Source organism: Shewanella sp. Arc9-LZ, assembly GCF_010092445.1.
Taxonomy (GTDB): domain Bacteria; phylum Pseudomonadota; class Gammaproteobacteria; order Enterobacterales; family Shewanellaceae; genus Shewanella.
The window spans coordinates 3,442,161-3,463,494 of sequence record NZ_CP048031.1 but is presented as its reverse complement, the minus strand read 5'-3'; the positions used below and the strand labels follow the sequence as shown (position 1 = coordinate 3,463,494).

At 40.2% G+C, this 21,334-nt stretch carries 14 protein-coding genes; 7 read left to right on the top strand and 7 right to left on the bottom strand.

The features are described from left to right. Positions 1–144 precede the first annotated feature (144 nt). Entirely contained in the window at positions 145–3,006 is a 2,862-nt protein-coding gene (locus tag GUY17_RS14820; protein ID WP_162023584.1) for a prolyl oligopeptidase family serine peptidase, read from the top strand. A gap of 100 nt (positions 3,007–3,106) precedes the next feature. On the opposite strand, the gene GUY17_RS14815 is transcribed toward GUY17_RS14820, so the two are convergent. From GUY17_RS14815 to GUY17_RS14795, 5 genes are all read right to left on the bottom strand, one after another. Continuing rightward, positions 3,107–3,505 (bottom strand): DUF3192 domain-containing protein, encoded by a 399-nt coding sequence (locus GUY17_RS14815; protein ID WP_162023583.1) that lies wholly within the window; start codon positions 3,503–3,505, stop codon positions 3,107–3,109. Between the two features lie 246 nt (positions 3,506–3,751). Further along, positions 3,752–4,519 (bottom strand): flap endonuclease Xni, encoded by a 768-nt coding sequence (xni, locus tag GUY17_RS14810; RefSeq protein ID WP_101086493.1) that lies wholly within the window; start codon positions 4,517–4,519, stop codon positions 3,752–3,754. Further along, positions 4,512–5,876 carry a nucleotide 5'-monophosphate nucleosidase PpnN gene (gene ppnN, locus GUY17_RS14805; RefSeq protein ID WP_162023582.1) on the bottom strand — a complete coding sequence of 455 codons (1,365 nt, stop codon included), beginning with the start codon at positions 5,874–5,876 and terminating at the stop codon, positions 4,512–4,514. Before ppnN ends, xni begins: the two co-directional genes overlap by 8 nt. Before the next feature lie 60 nt (positions 5,877–5,936). Beyond that, positions 5,937–7,493 (bottom strand): GGDEF domain-containing protein, encoded by a 1,557-nt coding sequence (locus tag GUY17_RS14800; protein WP_162023581.1) that lies wholly within the window; start codon positions 7,491–7,493, stop codon positions 5,937–5,939. Between the two features lie 202 nt (positions 7,494–7,695). Then, entirely contained in the window at positions 7,696–9,726 is a 2,031-nt protein-coding gene (locus GUY17_RS14795) for a lipopolysaccharide assembly protein LapB (RefSeq protein ID WP_162023580.1), read from the bottom strand. Positions 9,727–10,054: 328 nt separating this feature from the next. Between GUY17_RS14795 and GUY17_RS14790 the strand changes: the two genes are divergently transcribed. Next, on the top strand, positions 10,055–11,881 hold the full coding sequence (locus GUY17_RS14790) for a M61 family metallopeptidase (protein WP_101086497.1): 1,827 nt from the start codon (positions 10,055–10,057) through the stop codon (positions 11,879–11,881). Positions 11,882–12,283: 402 nt separating this feature from the next. Here the strand turns inward: GUY17_RS14790 and GUY17_RS14785 are convergent, their stop codons facing one another. Further along, on the bottom strand, positions 12,284–12,841 hold the full coding sequence (locus GUY17_RS14785; protein ID WP_162023579.1) for a glutathione S-transferase family protein: 558 nt from the start codon (positions 12,839–12,841) through the stop codon (positions 12,284–12,286). Between the two features lie 17 nt (positions 12,842–12,858). Continuing rightward, entirely contained in the window at positions 12,859–13,770 is a 912-nt protein-coding gene (gene rdgC / locus GUY17_RS14780; RefSeq protein ID WP_101086499.1) for a recombination-associated protein RdgC, read from the bottom strand. Positions 13,771–14,095: 325 nt separating this feature from the next. On the opposite strand from rdgC, the gene GUY17_RS14775 reads away from it, so the two are divergent. The 5 genes from GUY17_RS14775 (at position 14,096) to GUY17_RS14755 (ending at position 21,186) form a co-directional block, all read left to right on the top strand. Next, a complete protein-coding gene (locus tag GUY17_RS14775) occupies positions 14,096–15,040 on the top strand; it encodes a porin (protein ID WP_101086500.1) in 945 nt (314 codons plus the stop codon). A 196-nt stretch (positions 15,041–15,236) separates the two neighbouring features. Beyond that, on the top strand, positions 15,237–15,926 hold the full coding sequence (gene phoB, locus GUY17_RS14770) for a phosphate regulon transcriptional regulator PhoB (RefSeq protein ID WP_011638217.1): 690 nt from the start codon (positions 15,237–15,239) through the stop codon (positions 15,924–15,926). A gap of 176 nt (positions 15,927–16,102) precedes the next feature. Next, entirely contained in the window at positions 16,103–17,398 is a 1,296-nt protein-coding gene (gene phoR / locus GUY17_RS14765; protein WP_162023578.1) for a phosphate regulon sensor histidine kinase PhoR, read from the top strand. 474 nt (positions 17,399–17,872) lie between these two features. Beyond that, positions 17,873–18,844: a PstS family phosphate ABC transporter substrate-binding protein gene (locus tag GUY17_RS14760; protein ID WP_101086502.1), complete on the top strand. Its 972-nt coding sequence runs from the start codon at positions 17,873–17,875 to the stop codon at positions 18,842–18,844. A gap of 560 nt (positions 18,845–19,404) precedes the next feature. Further along, the gene (locus tag GUY17_RS14755) at positions 19,405–21,186 is read left to right on the top strand and encodes a M1 family metallopeptidase (RefSeq protein WP_162023577.1); all 1,782 of its coding nucleotides are present in this window, start codon (positions 19,405–19,407) and stop codon (positions 21,184–21,186) included. Positions 21,187–21,334: the final 148 nt, after the last annotated feature.

The window sequence follows — 21,334 nt, the reverse complement described above, 5'->3', positions numbered from 1 at the left end:
TTTATAAAGACGACTTTGGTCGCATGTCATGTCTTTTGCTGGTTGGCTTAACGTTAGCTAGTCAATATTGAGATAATCCAACACGATGATCTATTACGGTGATCTATAAAAATAATCAATCAACGTTACCATTAGAGGAAAACTGTGAAATTATTCAATTTAATTCCATTGGCAGTCTGTCTGTCATTTAATGCCCATGCGGCTCCACAACGTGCACTGTCCCTTGATGACATTATGCATTTTGAAACCTTACAACAGCCGGTTATTTCTGATAATGGCAACGTGATTGCGGTACAGGCTACTCCTGATAGAGGCAATAGTCGTGCATTAATCCGTTTTAGTGATAACAGTAAACAGTATGAAATTGCCAATGGCACCGATGTGAATGTCAGTGCTGATGGCAAATTTGTGTTGGCGACCATTGAAGCGAACTTATTTGAGCGAGAAACCAAGAAGAAAGCCGATTTACCCCATGAAGTGGTCTTACTGAATACTCAAAGTGGTAAGCAACAGACGTTTGAGAATGTTGAATCTGCCCTATTTAGCGATAATGGTCATTTTTTAGTTTTAAAATTTAAAATTAACAAGCCTGAGTCTACGAATGAGAAATCTGAATTATCGGAATCTAAGGCTGTTGAATCCATTGCTTCTGAGTCTAAAGCTTCTGAATCTATTATCTCTGAATCAACGGTTACCGAAAATACTGCTAAGGTTGAAGATGATACTCATGTTGAAATTGAGGAAGCAGATAAAGGCTCTGATGTTCGGTTAATTAATCTGGCTACCAATCAACACACCCAGCTATCTGATGTGACCCAATTTGCTTTTGATAAAGCTGGGAAGCATTTTGTTGCAGTCGTTAATCAAGGTGAAAATCAATTGCACCAACTAGTGCTGGTAGCATTGGATGACCAAAAACAGCGTCAACTTTATGGTAGTCGCGATGAACATATTGAAGCATTAGCGATCAGCGATGATGGTCAATATGTTGCCGTGACGAAAGGCGCTGCGAGTTCGACACGCTATGGCCGTGAGCACAACATGTTGCTTATTGATGTAGAGCAGAATAAACAACAGCAATTTGCCCAGTCTGAAGCTTGGACATATAACCAATATTCAAGCTTACAGTTTTCAAAAGACGGCCAACGTTTGTATGTTGGTCGAGTCCCAAAAGTTGCTCAGCAAGCTGAATTAGCTGATTATCAAAATACCAATGATGTGTTTAATCCAGAGATTATCACGGCGAAAAAGCAGCTACGCATTTGGCATGGTGATGATGCCAAAATTAAGCCTCAAGAAGTCAAAGAATATGAGCAAGAATTAAAACGCACTTATTTAGCGGTTTTACACTTAGATTCAAATAAGTTAGTCCAATTAGCTGATCAAGTGGTGCCAGATGTTACTTATGGTGAGCAAGCGCGTTTTTTATTGGCCAGTTCAGATGTGCCATATCAAAAAATGATCACCTGGGCAGGTTTTTATCGTGATGTGTATTTGGTTGATGTAAACAACGGTAATAAAATTCCAGTGTTAACTCAGCAACCTAGTGATGCAATGCCGACTCTGTCACCGAATGCTAAGTTTCTAGCTTATTATCAGCAAGGTAACGTGTTTCTTTTAGACATTGCATCTCAACGTCGGGTTAATTTGACTGCTAATATTACGACACCGTTTGCTGATGAAGACCATGACTATCCCAGTGCTGCACCCGGTTACGGTTTTGGCCCTTGGCTAACTGATGATAGTGCGATAACCGTTTATGATAAATATGATGTATGGCAGTTTAATACCGCATCGAACCAAGGGTTTATGTTAACCAATGGCGAAGGGCGAAAGCAGAAAACTCAATTTAGACTGGTTGGCTTAGTGAAGGATGAATTGTTACCCGCAGTAGTGAGTGATGCTGAAACTGTGCTATTGCAAGGTTATAGTCATCTATCAAAAGCAGACGGTTTTTTCAGCGCCAAAATGGGTGTTGCTGGTGTGAAGCGCTTAACCGAAAGCAACAGTAAATTAACGTTGCTTGCCAGAGCTAATAAAGCCTCGACAGTGGTGTTTTCGAAACAGCGCTATGATTTGTATCCTGATTTATATATTGCAGCTAATACCTCACCACAGAACGCCCAACAGGTGACCCAATTGGATAAGCAGCGTAAACCCTTTAAATGGGGCAATGCGGAGCTAGTACATTGGCGAGATGGTGACGGTGTTAACATGGATGGGGTACTCATTAAGCCAACAAATTACCAAGCCGGTAAACAGTATCCAACCTTAGTGTATTTCTATCGGTTTATGAGCGATAGGCTACATGCGTTTCCTGATATGAAGCTCAATCATCGACCTAACTTTGCTTGGTATGCAGACAATGGTTATGCGATTTTCTTGCCTGATATTCGTTTCGAGATAGGTTATCCGGGGATCTCTTCAGTAAAAGCACTGACCGCAGGCGTACAAAAATTGATAGCGATGGGGATTGCCGATCCTGATGCTGTTGGTATTCAAGGGCATTCTTGGGGCGGCTATCAGAGTGCTTATGCGGTAACCCAAACCAATATCTTTAAAGCTGTTGTGACTGGAGCTCCGGTATCGAATATGACCAGTGCTTATAGTGGCATTCGCCATGGTTCAGGGCTAGCAAGACAATTTCAATATGAAACGGGCCAAAGTCGAATGGGCGAGAGTCTATTCAAGGCACCACAAAAGTATATTGAAAACTCGCCGATTTTTTATGTCGATCGCATTCAAACACCCATGATGATTATGTTTGGTGATAAAGATGATGCTGTACCATGGGAGCAGGGTATTGAGCTATATCTGGCAATGCGTCGTGCAGGCAAGGATGTGGTGTTTTTACAATATGAAGATGAGCCACATCATTTGAAAAAATATCCCAATAAACTTGATTATACCATTAAGATGAAGCAGTACTTCGATCATTACTTAAAGGGTGAGCAAGCCCCAGATTGGCTCCGCCAAGGTGAAGTTTATCAGGAGTATAAAAAGTAGATTAAAACGGCTATCAATGTTTGATCTGAATTAACTTTTACGCCCTATGCTGATACCGATAGGGCGTTTTTTGTTATTGATACCACAGACAAATAAGCAACTATTGTGGTTCTTGATGGGTTATTGGCACGGCAAAATATTGATCTTCAGTGTCTTGTCCCCATGCAATCAGCAGATTATCTCTAAATAACAATGGGGTGCACTCTTCTTTAGTGGTTTCACCGTCTGATTTTATGTGGTGGGTACGGTAATACATCACTTGATATTGTCCATCAATGCCGGTTTTGGCTTCGACAAAATCTGCACTGCCTAATAATGTTCTGATCTCATCAAGGCTTTGACCAAAGCTGACTTCACTCATTTTTTGTAAGTTGAATGCTTGGCGATCATCCCATGCTCGGTCTTCTGGCTGTGGTTCATAAACAAAAATCACCACGGCAACAAACAGTAAATAGGCAGTGAAAATTCCACCGATGATATACGTCACTTTTGCATTCATAATCTGTGTAATCCGTTATGGTATTAATACCGTTGAGGTTATGTGTTTTTACTCAACTCTGGATAATAAACGGTTATCAAATAACACTTTTCTGTTATCTGTATTGTATCGACTTACCATAAGCCTACTATTATGTTAAAACCCTTGGCAACATCAATAGCAAGAGTGATAGCAGACGTTAAATACACTTATTTTTAACGCTTTAGCCCATCCCTTATCCAGAGTAAAGGTTAGCTTATTATGGCATTAGTTTGTTATTGGATTGATCCTAAATTGTTTCAAATTAATATTCAGTGGAATATCGCATTGTAACTGCGCTAATTTATAACTAATTCTGGCAATCTCTTTTCCTTCGGCTAATTTAAGTGCTTGCTTGGCGCCAAGGTTATCTAAAGAACGATATAAATTAGCTAGCGTTCTAAATTTATTGAGTAAATCCGCTGCAGATTTTGGGCCTATGCCCATAATTCCGGGAATTTTATTGCCGCTGTCACCCGCTAATGCAATAAAGTCGAGCATTTGGTATTGCTCTATTCCCAGTTTCTTTTCATATTGCGCAACATCAAAAACGTGCTGATTAAAGTGATCCCACAAGGTGAGATTTTTGGTCGGTAACTGGCTAAAGCCTTTGTCGGTTGACACAATAATCACTTCACCCTTGTTGCTGATCATTTTCATCGCGATGGTGGCGATAACATCATCGGCTTCAGATTGAGCGTCGAAAGAATTGATATCGTGTTCAGCCAGTGTGGCTTTGATATTTACCAGGCCATCACTTAATGCCGTCGGCATGGGTTTACGACCTTTTTTGTAATCACTGTACAGCGTTTTGCGCCAAGATGGCTCATTGCCATCCCAAACGACAATGCAATGAGTCGGTTGATGTTGTAACAGCATTTTTTTGGATGCTGCTAAAACACGTTCTTGAACGCTGGTAATATCGTTTTCATCAGGTAGCACCGCATGAATGCGGCGTACGAGATTGAGTCCATCAATAATGAGTAATTTATTCATTTGTTTTTATTATTTCGTAGCAGGGCACGTAAGCGCTGCCTGGCAGTTTCATTCGTTGTTGTTTAACAAAAGCGTTTAATAGCTTATCCATCATTAGCATGAGCTTAGCATCACCTTCAATCTTAAAGGGACCAAACTCTTGAATTAACTTGATGGTATCGCCTTTTACGTTACCGGCGACAATACCTGAAAACGCTTTACGTAAGTTAGCGGCAAGTTCTGCCTTATTTTCTTGAAAATAGAGATTCAAATTTGCCATAACTTCATGGGTCGGCGCAAAGGGTAATTGAAATTCGGGTTCAATTTTGAGTGACCATTGATACTGGTAAGCATCACATTTTTCTTTGCGATAGATTTTTACTTGCTCCATGCCTTGCTTCATTATTTGCGCCACTTTGGCAGAGTCGCCGATAATGATTTGATACTTACTCTGTGCTTCTTCGCCTAATGTTGCCCCGATAAATTCATCGATAACGGCAAAGTATTCAGCACTTTCAGCAGGTCCGGTTAATACCAGTGGAAAGGATGCATGGCAATTTTCTTTATTTAATAAGATACCAAGAAAGTAGAGTAGTTCTTCAGCCGTACCCGCGCCGCCAGGGAAAATGACAATACCATGGCCTAAACGGACAAAGGCTTCTAGACGCTTTTCTATGTCGGGTAAAATGACTAATTCATTAACAATTTGGTTTGGGGGCTCAGCAGCAATAATACTGGGTTCGGTTAAGCCGATATAACGGGCGTTGTGAACTCGTTGCTTTGCGTGGGCAATCGCCGCGCCTTTCATTGGGCCTTCCATAGCACCAGGGCCGCAACCGGTGCAAATATCCAGTCTACGTAGCCCAAGTTGGTAACCGACATCGCGGGTATATTGGTATTCAACAGCATTGATGCTGTGTCCTCCCCAACAAACCACCACATTAGGGTCTTTCATTGGCGAGATTGCTTGAGCATTGCGTAAAATATCAAACACAACATTGGTAATGTGGCTGGCATTACTTAAGTCAATATGCTTTAAATTTTCGTACTTATTGCTGATGTATATAATATCGCGGAGTACTGCAAACAAATGTTCTTGAATACCGACAATGATTTCCCCGTCGACGAAGGCTTGCAGAGGAGGGTTGATGAGTTCAATTTGGATGCCTCTTTCACGTTGTAAAATATTAAGACTAAAAGATTCATAGCGACTAAACAGGTCTTCGGAACTGTCGCTGATAAGGCCTGAAGCTAACACTGCGAGTGAGCAATTTCGATATAATTGGTAAAGGTCGCTTTTTGCACCTTGTTTCAGACGTTCGACTTCTAATTGAGAAAGCTGATCTAGACTACCACGTGGACTAATTTTTACTATCATAAGCAACTCCTTTGGACTCGAGTGTTTGATGCCGAGTCCAAAGAAAACTGTCTTGGGAGGCTAGATATCAATAACGACTCGGTCTCTGCCGTTGTTTTTTGCTTGGTATAATGCAGCATCTGCTCTTTCGAAAGCTTCTTCAAGCGTTTCGTTTTCCATTACTTGTGCAGCACCTATAGATAATGTAACTGTAATTCTCTGATTTTTAAACTTAAACGGAATATTTTTGATTTTCTCTCTCACTCGATTCAATAATTGAGAGATATGTTCATCAGTAACATCAGGTAATAGTAATACAAATTCTTCACCACCATAACGAGCAACAAACTCGCTATCACGTAATGAGTTTTTTAACGCCATAGCAATGACTTGCAGGGTTTTATCGCCGGTACTGTGACCAAAGCTATCATTAATGCCTTTAAAGTGGTCTATGTCTGTAACGGCTATCCACAGTGGCGTTTTAAAGCGGACATGGTTGCGATACTCTTGCTCCATGCGATCTTCTAACGCAGTACGGTTTGCTAATTGGGTAAGCGGATCGAGTAGGTTGAGCTTTTGATGTTCAAATAGCTTTTCTTTGTAACTATTCGCTTCCTGGCTCATTGAATTGAGCTCTTTACGCATTGTCTCTATTGATTTACGTAAAATGGTTTGTTCACGTTGTTCCAGTGCCTCTTTACGAGACAGTGAATCGCGAAGTGAAGATAACTGCACCGTCAGTTGAATCTTTAATTGGTTAAGATCATCTGCATCTACCACTAACTCGTCGGCATTATTGACGCGTAAATTGATTTCTTTATTTAATTGACCTTTAAGTTGCTCACAACGTTGGTTATTGTTATGGGTGTTGTTGACCACATCGCGAACGATAGTCAGAGCATCATTGAGGGCAAATAAAAAGTCTTGTGATGCAGTTTTTTCGCGAGCAATATTTTCTAATAGTAAGCTTAATATCGATTGGTAAGAATCCAGTAAGCTATTTAAGCTGATATCACCAAGTAACACTTCTTTTATGACTAGAATTTGGTCCCGTTGATCTTTTCTAAATTCAATTTCAGCAATTTTAGCGGCAAGCTCTTTAGCTAGCTGAATATGGTGAGGCAAAATTTCGTAATTGTCGGCATCAGCAAATTCGTGTTTTAAAATTTCTTCATAGAAAAAAATCAGTTTTTCAACTTTGGGAATGTATTCCCATACAGTATGGAATGGTTTGCCTAATTCTTGTTTAAAGTAAGTGATTTCTTTTTTGAGTTTGTCTGGCGCAGAGTTAATTCGTTGGATCTGACGGATCACTCGATTGAGCCCATTACGACTGTCTTCTAAACGAGTCATGGTATGGCTATATTGAGATTTTAATAGTCTTTCGATATCGACGAGTTCAGGTAGTGCCTCGTCAATTTGCTCAAAATTGTGCATATGATGGCGCAATTTAGCCAGTTTATTATCGAGTTCTAAGTTTTGCCCTTTACAAGCAAGACTCAGATGAGTGATAAATTGAATTAATGTTTTCAATTTATCATTACGATCGATATTTATTTCTTCGAGAGCAAGTTTAGCTGCATGGAGCTTTTGCTTCATCAACGAAATTTGAGTTATCGCTGTATTTGACTCTTTCATTTTGCAGTGCCTACTTTCATTCTTCAGCTAAAGGCATCTATTGCCGTGATTAGGATATTAATTTAGACGGCAAATCGAATTTATAGTAACTAACATATCATCGATTAACATTATAGTAATATTATCTCAATAATGTTGTGCAGCAAATCCAATTACCGTACAAAATCTCATAACTGGTCACAACAGCATGTTTATTAATCGATTAGTTTTTCGGCCAGTTGATCTCTTGGGTGTTACGATTACTTTCTGCACGAATGATGCCGCGATTAAGTGCTTGAGTCAGATTTAAATAAAGTGGGCGCATAAAAACAGCCGCTGGAGCGAAATTAAGTGGTCGCAATGACACATAAGCGGGTTGCTCAGTTATTTCCATGGCTGCAGCCAGTGCGTATTGCAATGTTTCAAATTGTAATTCAGCACTGATGCTGGCATCTGGGTTACCCAGTAGTGGCAAATTAATGTGACCAATACTGGCATGTTGGACCGCGGATATGTTAGCAAAATTTGGTATAGTAAATTGGGTCTCATGTAATTGTTTAAGGCAATCAATTACAGCATGTAAGATATTTTCTGCGTCGTATTGCTTATCGAAATAACATGCAATCAATCCTGAACGTATTATATACACTTCAGTGTCGAGGTGTTTACTGAACAGGCTATTAAAATTTTGCATCAATGCGATAGATTCAGTGAGCCCAAGTTGAATATCAATATTGTTTAATTTATTGATATTCACTAACGCAATCGTTTTAGACTCAGTGTGTTTAAGAGTGCTGATGCGTTGAATAAACGCCCTGTAACCTTGGGCTTGCGTTATCGGGTCTATGGTATTTAAATGTTGGGCGTTAAGGTATAAGGTATTTCGCTGTTGAAATTTTCTGTAGATAAAAAACAACACGATAATCGCAATACTGAAACCGAGAATTAATACTAAAATGATAAATTGACTATATTTATTCTTTGCCGTTTGTTGATGTAGTTTATTACGTAATAAACCCAGTTCGAATTTTAATTTTTGTTCAGTGAGTTCAGAAAAATCATTTGTTTGTTCGGTTTTTTGTTGCGATGTGTTGATCAGCTCAACAATGGCATCGACTGTTGCAAGTGCTGCATTGAGGTTGTTTGTTTTGCGATATGCGGTAGATAAATAGCCTAATGCTTCTGTTTGCACATCATTTAAATGTTTCTTTTTAGCCAGTTCAATAGCCTTGCTCGCATGATCAATAGCCTCATTCCACATGCCTTCACTGGTATTTATTTGGGCAAATAGTAGTTCATTATGGACTAAGTAATGTTCTACTTTCCGAGCTCTAAATATATCATTTGCACGTTGCATTACGTTCAATGCTGCTTGGATATTATTTAATTTGAAGTAAGCCTCGCCTAAGTTGTGGTATGTGAGCCCTATGGCGATTTCATTTCCCATACGCTCATTAACTTGCTGGACATTTAAATAATAGTCGATGGTTTTATTCCATTGATCTTGGCCAGCGTAAATCATTGCGATGACCGTCAAGGTCTCTGCTAGGTAGACATCTTGACCTATCGCTTGAAGTATTTCGGCAGCATTATGGGCATATTTTAGGGCATCATCCCATTGTTCTAAATCTCGGTATGTACGCGCAAGATTAAGTTGTGTATGGGCTTTAATTCCGGGGTAATCCAGACTATTGGCTAAACGAAATGCTTCACTGTAGTGCTGGAGTGACTTGGCTTGATCGCCATTAAGATTGTAATAACGACCTAACTGGGTTTCGGCATCGGAGATAAAATAATTATTGTGTAATTGGTAAGCGATATCGCGGTAACGATTTAAGTGAGAAAATGCCGGCGTAGGTTGAAGTAGCAATGAATGTAACATGCTGAGTTGTTCATGAAGTGTTGATTTAAATAGCGTACTTTCTAAACTGACATCTGTATTAACCATATTCAACGCATTATTTGATTCAACAATCACCTGGTTATATTCTTGGTTTTGACGGCCTTTAATTCGCGCTTTAAGCATGATGACGACGGCTTGCTCAAGTGTGGTTGATGCAATGGCGTCTAATTGTGTTATGAGCAATTTAGCGTCTTTATACTTAGTAGGTGATGTAAGCTTTGCTTCTAAATTCAGTCGAGCCAGCAGCTCTAAATCGCGATGAAGTTCATTGGGTGGGTAACTTAATTCATTTGCGGCTTGCTCAAATTCCTCCTTATTTGAAAATTGTAAAGGAAACTCTGTGGCCTTCATTAGTTTTGTATACAGCTTTTGAGGATTTTCTTTGAAAAATATTTCTTGCTGCTCAATATCCCTTGCTGAAACCACTGAACTTAATAGTATCGAACATAATATGACCAGAGGAAAACATCGCAGCATAGTAAGAGATACCTTTTATAGTGTTAGTTAACGTTGACTTCATTTTTACGTGGAATGAATAAATAAATTTACCTGGGTCAGATGTTCTCACCGGGTGTTTTCCACTAAATTGCAAATTGCCACTGTGTTAATGAGTCTAGATCGTTATAATTGTTCGGAATTTAAAATAAAAACAATAGAATCATACCAGAAGGAACCTAGAGTGAAACCTACTTCTCTTGCAATTTTAACCAGCAGTGCTATTTTTTCGATGAGTTGGGCAATGCCTGCACTTGCAGATGTCGATTACCATATCGATATTAACCAACCCACACACCATTTAGCCCAAGTGAGTGTGTCATTCCCTCAAACCAATTCGGATGTATTAACGGTCAATTTACCGGTATGGCGAACAGGTCGTTATCAAGTATTACCCGTTGCAGATGGCGTAAGGTTGTTTAATGCGACCGACAGTAAAGGACAATCATTACCTTGGAAACGCACTGCCAGTGGCGAATGGCAAATCGCCTTAACCAAACCTACATCGGTGAAGGTGACATATCAATTACATGCCAATGAGCTTGGTGATCGTTTACGTCACATTGATAGTAGCCATGCTTTTTTAGATGCCAGTGGTGTATTTATGTATAGCCCTGCATTTCGTCAGCAACCCGTTACGGTCAACATGGAAGTTCCTGAAGGTTGGAAAAGTTACTCTGGCATGGATAAAGGCAGCACATCACATTCATTTAAAGCGGCCAATTATGATGTGTTAGTTGATTCGCCAATAGAAACAGGCATAAACCAACATGTCAGCTTTGAGGCTGACGGTCGTGATTACGACGTGGTATTTTGGGGCGAAGGTAATTACGATACTCAAAAAATTGTAGCAGATCTCACCAAAATCAGTGGTCAGGCATCGGCTATTTGGCCTGATTATCCATTTAAACGATATGTGTACATGGTGCATGCAACCAGCGGTGCTCGTGGTGCAACAGAGCATCTCAATTCTACTATTATCCAATTACCACGATTTAATTTTCGTGAACGCGAAGATTATTTACGCTTTATCAGTACCGCCTCGCACGAGTTTATTCATACGTGGAATGTTAAAGCTTACCGACCTCAAGGGCTGGTTCCGTATGATTACCAGTCGGAAAATATGACCGATTTACTGTGGATGGCTGAAGGCTCCACCAGTTATTTCCAAAATCAGTTATTGTTACGCGCTGGAGTGATAACCGCCAAAGAGTTTTTCGACGATTTAAGTCAACGTATTGTGCTTAATCAACATAACCCAGGTCGTGAAGTCCAATCTGTCGCAGAAGCCAGTTTAGGCCAGTGGAGTAGCACTTGGGGCGATTATGCGGTTAATCACAGTGTGAATATTTACTCTGAAGGTTACTTGGCTTCAATGGCACTTGATTTTAGTTTGCTAAGCGATACGCAACTTGCTCATTCATATAGAGATGTCCATAAAGCGCTTTATCAACAATATAAAATTCCATTAAGTTATAACGTCGCGGACGTGCAATCTATTTTAAAAAATCTTTCTGGTAAAGATTACCAGTCGTGGTGGGCTGAATATGTAAACCAACCGTTTAGTTTATCTTTTGATGACTTGTTGGCACATGCTGGTTTGATCACGACTTATGGTCCATCTCCTAAAACAGAAGTCGATGCCGGAATGATGTTGTCTGGCTTATATAACGATTTAATTATTGCGAGTGTGCTAAAAAATGGCCCAGCTTGGAATGCTGGTGTTGCTGCCGGAGATGAAATTGTTGCTGTTAATGGTTTAAAGGTTACCGCGGATGGTTTAACTAAACGTCTTAATGATTTTAATGTTGGTGATACGATTAAACTAAGCATATTCAGGGATGAGCGGTTAAAAGAAGTGAGTTTACTCCTGACTGAACAACCCAAAGGTGACTTATCAATTGCATCCGTAGATAAGGTAACTGATGCGCAGAAAGCGTTTTATAAAGCATGGTTGGGGGTTGAATGGCCGTTTGATGACAAGGGTGAGTGGATTAATACTACTGACTAAAATGTTGATTTGCATATACCCAAACGACCTTGAAATGCAGGATCCAGCATGTGGAGAAGTGACGCTTCAGAAACGATAACAAGCGAACGCTGCGCTCACGGATAAAGCGGTCTCGCGGCTTGTTATCGCCCTTTCGCTCGTCACCGCTTGCTACCTCAAGCGGTTGTGACAGCTTCGCTGTGCTGTCTGCTTTTATAGAATCTAGCCGCGTAGCGTCCTAGCCGCGCAGCGCTCTAAGAATAGTGATATTAATTCTCTTCAATCACTGCCTTGTTCAGTTATCCTACGGGGCTTTGAAACGAGCATGTTGAAGTGGCTTGGTTGAATATGTCATTCAGTATTGAGATGCGAGCCGTTATGATAAATAAAATGCCCTGAGAACAGGGCATTTTTGTATGATGGTTACGCCGGAGGAGCTGTTTCGATAAAAAATGGCTCTTTTTCTATTGTGGCTAAAAATATTTTCAGTTTTGGATAATCTTCGATATCAATCCGTTGGCGGAAAACCGCCCAACTTAAATAACAACCTAAACGCAATTGCACATCATTAAACGGTCCGTATAGCGGTAGTTCGAATTTTTCAAATTCAGCTAGTGTTGCGTTAATGCGTTGTGCTTGTCTGATTGTGTAATCAAAACGTTCAATATCAACGCCATCACGAGACAAGAAAAACAAGTTAATTGAACTGTCTAGAGCAGTGTTGATCATGCAAAACTGATCAAGTTCTACCACGGTATCAAGGTACGTTTTTGATGACTTATGACGGATGTAGCGCAAGATAGCGCTTGAATCCGTTAACGATAACTCTCCATCGTGTAAAAAAGGAACCCGTTTTGTAGGGGATAGCGTTGCGCTGCTAGCCTGATCTGTTTCAATAAATTGATAATCTAATGTTGATTCCAATAAGGCTATTCGGCAATGCCGAACAAAGGGAGACGTAAAGCTACCGTAAAGTTTCATGGGATACCCTTATGGTATTAAACGCTTTGCTCTAAAGGACCAAATGCTTGATTTACCGCGTTGACGAAAGCCACTAATTCACTGCCCATCAAGGCAAAGTCAGCGTCTAAACGTGCTAATGGATCTTCGGTACCAACGTCATCACTACCTGCTCTAAACTCTTCAGAAAACTTAAGTCGTTTAATACTGGCATCAGACTGCATTAAAAAAGCAATCGACTGACCAAAATGCAATGCCAATTTGTGCACTTGCTTACCTGTCGCAATATGGGCAAGCACTTCATCTTCTTGAAGCACTTGTTGTTTAAAGCGAACGATACCGCCTTCATCAGAGTCTGACTTAAGCTCGGCTTCATCTTGCATTTCAAATGGCGCCGGTGCTTCACCCGCTTGCAACCATTGCGTTAACGTTGATTCGATTGGTGTGGCATAACTTAGCGGGATAACCGGTAAGCTACCTATCGCTTTACGAAGCAGTGCCAACAACTCTTCCGCTTTAGTCGCACTAGAACTATCAACTAAAATCATTTCTAGCTCAGGCATGATGAGTGCATGAGTTTGGCTACGTCGAGAAAATGCACGAGGCAATAATGTTGTGGTGATTTCGTCTTTAATGGTGTCTTTTTCTTTTTTAGTGACTTTCCGATTCTCTAACTCTTCAATCTCTGCCACTTTTTCATCTAAGGCTTCTTTGATTACTTGGCCTGGGAGAATTTTTTCTTCTTTCGTGACGCAAATTAGATAGCGATTTTCGGCACTATGGACTAATGCCTGGCCTTTTTTGCCTAGGGCATTAGAAAAACCAAACTTGCTTATGTCTTGGCTTGAACAAGGAGAGAAAGTGAAATCAGCTAAGGCATTTTCTAATGTTTCGGTATCTGTCGTAAAAGGTTTGTTGAAACGGTACAGGGTGAGATTTTTAAACCACATAGAAGGCTCTCATTAATTAACAGGAAAAATAAGTTACTGCAGTTTACGGGATAGATGCAAAGCGGTAAACCTACAAAAAAACACTAATAATACCACCGCTGTCGTCGCTAGGGTCAGAATTCATCAAATTGTCACATTCCCCCAAACCTCCTTGAAACCACCGCTGTAGCTAGATCTACTGCGCAATAATCTAGTTCGGTATGGCAAATATTCATTTTTAATCAAGCATTGCAATATTTCTGAAACATTCGCAAGGCAAAATTCTGCTCGTTCCGATACAACTAACCCAGAATAACCATGACGAAATATGCGTCGAAAGGATGAAATGATGAATGTTTTTTGTAAAACTCTATTAGCCTCTGCAATGGCAGCCTCTTTAGTATCAAGTGCTTATGCGGCAGATCCTTTACAAGTTTATGGGAAATTAAATGTTACAGCACAGTCTAATGATGTTAATGATGAAACTGAAACAACTATTCAAAGTAATGCATCACGTTTTGGTGTAACCGGTGAGTTTGAGTTAAGCAAATCATTAGAAGCTTTCTACACCATCGAATACGAAGTTAATACCGGTGATGATGACAAAGAAAACTTTTTAGCTCGTAACCAATTTGTTGGTTTAAAAGGTAACTTTGGTGCCGTTTCTGTAGGTCGTAACGACACTATCCTTAAAGTATCTCAAGGTAAAGTTGACCAGTTTAACGATTTATCTGGTGACGTAAAAAACATGTTCAAAGGTGAAAACCGTATGGCGCAAACTGCGACATACTACACACCTATGTTTGGTGATTTTCAAGCGGGTGTCACGTATGTTGCATCTGGCGATTCAGACCAAGTTGTTGGTGACAATACAACTGGTGAAGATGGTGTGAGCATGGCTGTAATGTACGGTGATGCAGGTCTTAAAAGTACACCAATATATGCAGCGATTGCTTATGATTCAAAAGTAAAAGGTTATGACACTGCACGTGCAACGGTTCAAGGTAAAGTTGCTGGTTTAGTTATTGGTGGTATGTACCAGCAACAAGAAGCAATAGATAGCGGTGTAACAGATAACGGTTTCTTATTAAGTACAGCTTATGACATCAATGATGTGACACTAAAAGCTCAGTATGTCGACATGGAAAACAAAGGCGATTCATGGTCTGTAGGTGCTGACTACAAGCTAGGTAAACCAACTAAACTATTTGCTTTCTACACAGCCAACTCGTTTGATTCAAATGACCAAGATGATAGCTATGTTGGTATTGGTATCGAACATAAGTTCTAAACCAGTCATCATGTGATGGTTAAATCTTCAATCAATTAAAAAGGGCTTAGGCCCTTTTTTTGTTACATGGCATTAACAGCAATGAATTTTTTATGACAGAAAGGCGTATTTAATGCCAGAATCAGCTGTTAGATCATAAATCTGTAACAAAAGTGTCCAATAATAGTCTCGTGGCAAATTAACGTAGAAACCCAATATGACAGCTAGGATATTAATAGTAGAAGATGAATCAGCAATCCGTGAGATGCTGACATTTGTGATGGATCAACATGGTTTTACGACAGCTGCAGCTGAAGATTTTGATTCAGCAATTGAGTTGCTTAAAGAGCCATACCCTGACTTAATTTTATTGGATTGGATGTTCCCTGGTGGTAGTGGCATCCAATTAGCTAAACGTTTAAAGCAAGATGAATTTACGCGTCAGATCCCGATTATTATGCTGACAGCTCGTGGAGAAGAGGAAGATAAAGTCAAAGGCCTTGAAGTGGGCGCTGATGACTATATAACTAAACCTTTTTCACCTAAAGAGCTCGTCGCACGAATTAAAGCCGTTTTGCGCAGAAGCGCACCAACGCGCCTAGAAGAAACTATTGATGTGCAAGGATTACAACTCGACCCTGTGAGTCATAGAGTGACCGTTGGTGACGCCGTGCTCGATATGGGACCGACAGAGTTTCGCTTATTGCATTTCTTTATGACCCATCCTGAGCGAGTCTACAGTCGAGAGCAGTTACTCGATAACGTTTGGGGCACCAATGTGTATGTTGAAGATCGAACTGTCGATGTGCACATCAGACGTTTACGAAAAGCCGTAGAAGAGGGTGGACATGATAAATTGATCCAAACTGTTCGTGGTGCTGGTTATCGATTTTCAACCAGAATGTAATTCGTATTGGCGGCTCGAAAAGTTCTGCCATGCTAGGCAGAGCTTTTTAAAAACTGTTTTTTTCGCTGTCTAGCCATAATAGTCGATTTAGGCTATCTTGTGGTTCCTCGTTAGCCCTAATAATCAGTAACGGCACTGAATGTGTTGGCGGCGTTACTTTCGTATTTAGGTAGCCTATGTTTATCTCGTACTCTGGATATCGTTTATTTTTCCGGTTAGCTATATTGCTTGTTTTATTCATGCTTATCGGCGCTTTATTCAATCAAGTTGTTATCGTTATGCTATTAGGCTCGATTGCATTACTTGTGTGGCATTATCGTCAAATTACTCGTTTAAACTTCTGGTTATGGAAAGATAAAAAGCTTACGCCTCCACAAGGGCGGGGAAGTTGGGAGGGCGTGTTCAATGGAATATATCGCCTGCAGGGCAAGAATCGACGAAGAGTGGGTCAGTTAGCTACGTTGTTAGCCCGTTTTCGTCAAGGCGCTGAGGCCTTGCCTGATGCGGCTGTAGTGCTTGATGCCGAACATAATATTTTATGGTGTAACAAGCTCGCTCAGTTAATCTTAGGCTTTGTTTGGCCTCAGGATAATGGTCAGAGAATTGATAACCTTATTCGCCATCCTGATTTTTCGACTTATATAAAGAAAGCACAATACAAAGAACCATTAGAAATCCCTTCTCCCGTGTCCGATAAGCGTTTACTTGAAATTCGAGTAATGAGCTATGGTGATCGACAATTGCTGTTAATCGCTCGAGATGTCACCCGAATTCATCAGTTAGAGGGTATGCGCAAAGATTTTGTCGCCAACGTTTCCCATGAACTTAAGACCCCATTGACAGTATTACAGGGGTATTTAGAAATTATGCAAACCATGGAAGATGCAGACTCTCCTAATCACAAACCACTATCATTGATGCAGCAACAGACGACTCGGATGCAGTCGATGGTTGAGCAATTGTTGGCACTGTCGCGCATTGAAGACGCGGTTGATATTGATTTATCGCAAACGGTCAATATGTCATTGATGATGGAAATTCTTAAAGAAGAAGCCAAAGCTCTTGCTGGCACCGACTATACATTAGTGTTTAATTGCGAACCCGGTTTGAATACCCATGGTAATGAATTGCAATTACGCAGTGCTTGTTCCAACTTGATTTCAAATGCAATACGTTACACCACTCCTGGTGGAACGATTTCGGTTAATTGGAAAAGTGTTGCAACCGGAGCGTTGTTTTCGGTGACCGATACCGGAGTGGGTATCGCTCCACAACATATTAACCGCTTAACTGAACGCTTTTATCGAGTAGATAATGCCCGTTCAAGTAAAACTGGCGGCAGTGGTTTGGGGCTAGCGATTGTAAAACATGCTTTAAACCATCATCACAGTGAGCTTAAGGTGATAAGTGAGTATGGCAAAGGCAGTATCTTCAGCTTTGTTATTCCAGCGCACTTGTTAGTTCGACAATAGCTAGCCTCTAGATTTTCAATCCTTAAAAAACAGCATACGTGCTGTTTTTTTATTGCTGCTCCTCAGTTCAAATGGCTAATGATAATGAGCTAATCAGTTCAAAACCGCTGAGGAGTGCTAATGTAATTAGTCTTAGAGAGATGGCGTTGAATCAATCGCTGGTATTGCATAAATTGCATCAATTAAACCGGTATGATGAATGTCATAATGTAGCGTTATTGCTATAATTTTAAGCCGTAATTATCTTGTTTGTAATGTGTTTAGTGGGTGTTTATCTATTGTACTAAATAATTTCTTATCACCTTAACCCATTAAGTTATTGATATTCATTGGCTTTGTTTTTGTTTTATCAAATAAGACAGTTTTACTGCTGGTGTCACACAACTGTCATGTCAATGTCATAGACTTGTCATCAATGAGGTCGATACTGACTACGTTTTAAAAACTTAGTACGCTTAATTCTGGAGCATTAAAATGAAACTGAACAAACTTGTCGGCGCGATTACTCTTACAGCCGCTGGCGTATTCTCAGCAGCATCAATGGCTGCTATTGACCCTACTTTACCAATATACGAAAAAACAAGTGGTGTTTCTGGTAACTTGTCTTCTGTTGGTTCTGATACATTAGCAAATATGATGACGTTATGGGCTGAAGAGTTCAAACATATTTACCCTAACGTTAATATCCAAATTCAAGCGGCAGGTTCTTCTACTGCGCCACCAGCGTTAACTGAAGGAACTTCTCAGTTCGGCCCAATGAGCCGCAAGATGAAGCCTAATGAAGTTGAAGCGTTTGAAAAGCATTATGGCTACCAGCCAACGGCAGTTCGTGTTGCAATCGATGCGTTAGCTGTATTCGTACACAAAGATAACCCTATAACAGGCTTAAGCATTGAACAAATTGATGCGATTTTTTCTTCTACACATAAGTGTGGCGGTAAAGAAATTAACCGTTGGGGTGATGCCGGTTTAGATGGTAACTGGGCTGCAAAAGATGTTCAGCTTTACGGTCGTAACTCAGTGTCTGGTACCTATGGTTACTTTAAAGAAAAAGCGTTATGTAAAGGCGATTTCCGTCCAAACGTAAATGAGCAACCAGGTTCTGCTTCAGTTGTTCAGTCTGTATCACAGTCATTGAATGCCATTGGTTATTCAGGTATTGGTTATAAAACTGCTGGTGTAAAAGCGGTCGCTATCTCTAAGAAGGGTGATAAGTTTATCGAAGCCACAGCTGCGAATGCTGCCGACGGTACTTACCCACTTTCACGTTACTTATATGTTTATGTGAACAAGCATCCTAACAAAGACCTAACGCCAATGGATCGTGAATTCTTACGCTTCGTATTGTCTAAGCAAGGTCAACAAATTGTTGAGAAAGATGGTTATGTTCCATTACCAACATCTGTAATTACTAAAGATTTAGAGAAAGTAGGTATCAAGCTTTAATTAGCGAACTTTCCGTAAACTTAAAAAGGCCTCTTTGAGGCCTTTTTTGTTTTTTTTCGTTGAAAAAAAGATAAAAAAAAGCAACCTAACTAAGAGGTTGCTGCTATTGCTAAGGGCAATACTGTCGATAGATTGTTACTACTATCAAATAGGAGAATGATGATGAACAAAAAAACGCTACTAGCTGTTAATAAAGTAATGCAAATTCGGTTCATATATTCAGACTAGTCATTTTTCAGTTAGTTCCCTTGAATGCAAAAAAAGTACTTATTTTTATTTAAAATAAATTTGAGTAGAAAATCCAGATATCAATGTAGCGGTAGACATTAAATGTGAAGGTATTGATCGATAGTCTCCATTAAGTTCAAAGCAGCATAAAACGAAAGTTGGAAGTGCAGAGCTAACTTTGCTGCTTAATAAATCTATATGCCTTGAATTGACAAGCGTGGTTACTCTGAGTGACTCGGTATTAATGCGGCTTTTTACAGCATATTTTTGGTGATGCTAATGCTATTATCTTTGCTAGATTTCATGTTTTATTGCCTTTGTAAGGATATTTTGTGACTGCAAAATGGAACGAACAACACGATTACCATTCAAGTGCCAATACTGATGCTTTATGCGTGCATCATCTTGAACTTAATATTGTGGTTAATTTTGACTTGCAGCAACTCAATGGCGTTGCCCGGTTGCAGTTTACCCGAAAAATGGCTGCACTTTCATTAGTGCTAGATTGCCGAGACTTGATCATAGAAGGTATCACCGACAGCGACGCTAATGTGTTGTCATATTATGTGAGTGATGTGAATGCCATATTGGGTCAAAAGCTGGTTATTGATGTGGGTGAACGATTAACTGAGGTGGTCATCCATTATCGTACATCAACAACTGCCCAGGGGCTTCAATGGCTTACTCCGGAACAAACCTTAGGCAAACAATTGCCTTACCTGTTCAGCCAATCGCAACCCATTAATGCTCGTAGCTGGATACCTTTACAAGATACCCCAAAAGCACGCATAACCTTTAATGCGACAGTTACCGCTCCGCAAGGTTTACGCGTGGTAATGAGTGCTGAAAATAACCCTGAATTGCCAGATAATGGTGTGTTTACCTTTTGCATGAGCAAACCCATTCCAACACATTTATTAGCCATTGCTGTTGGAGAGTTAAGCTTCCAAGCCACTGGGCCTCGAAGTGGTATTTATACTGAACCCGGTATGCTTGCTGCTGCAGTTAAAGAATTTGAAGATACTGAATCAATGATCTTAATGGCAGAGTCCATACTAGGGCCTTATGCTTGGGGGCGTTATGACATGATTGTTTTGCCACCGAGTTTCCCTTTTGGTGGTATGGAAAATCCTATGCTGGCATTTATGACTCCCACGCTAATTGCTGGGGATAAAAGTCTTGTGTCCACGGTTGCTCATGAATTAGCCCATTCATGGACAGGTAATTTAGTCAGTAATGCGACTTGGCGAGATTTATGGCTTAACGAAGGATTTACCACTTACTTTACCAATCGTATTGTTGAAGCTATTTATGGTAAAGAGCAGGCAGAACTCGAATGGGTTATCGAGTACGGACGTTTGCAAGAGGAAATGGAATCTACTCCCTTAGTCAACCAAACTCTACCCGCCAATGTCCAAGACCAAGATCCTAATCTGGCATTTAATCGGTTTACCTACGATAAAGCATCGATGTTTGTTCATGAACTTGAAAGCCGATTAGGCCGGCCTGCATTCGATAGCTTTCTATCCCAGTATGTTGAGCATTTTTCGTTTCGCGCGATTACTACCGAAACATTCATTGATTATGTAAAACAGACATTGCTGGTGGAACATCACGATAAATTAACCCTGGCAGAACTCAATGAATGGGTATACGGGCAAGGATTACCACTATGGTTTAAAGGCCCTACATCAAGCAGCTTGGATAAAGTTGACTTGGCTGTGGAAGCTATTGTCAAAGGCGCTTCAGCAAGTGAGTTGTTGGTGAGTGAGTGGCGAGTTCATCACTGGCAGTATTTTCTGACTCAATTACCGTTAATGGTAAGCCAAGCCACGTTATTAGATTTAGATGATACTTTTACATTAACAAACAGTCCCAATGCCGAAATAGCGTGTGATTGGTATCGCGTTGTCATCCGTAATCACTATGATCCTGTATTACCAGCATTAAGTGATTATTTATGCCGCATCGGCAGAGGTAAATTTGTTAGACCTTTGTTTGTTGAATTACAAATAGCAGGCTATCAACAAGAATTAGCTGAAATCTATACAAAAGCTCGTGCTGGTTATCATCCTTCATTGCAAATTCAGTTAGATAATTTACTCAATTTTTAACAAGAAAATGTTATGACCTTTTACATCAAAAAAAGACAAAAAAATGGCAGCCATATTGGCTGCCAAAATAACTCTTTCCGGGTTGTCATTAACGGTGCGCTAGCGTGTTAATACTTCCCAATGGGGATGATGATGAACATTAAAACGG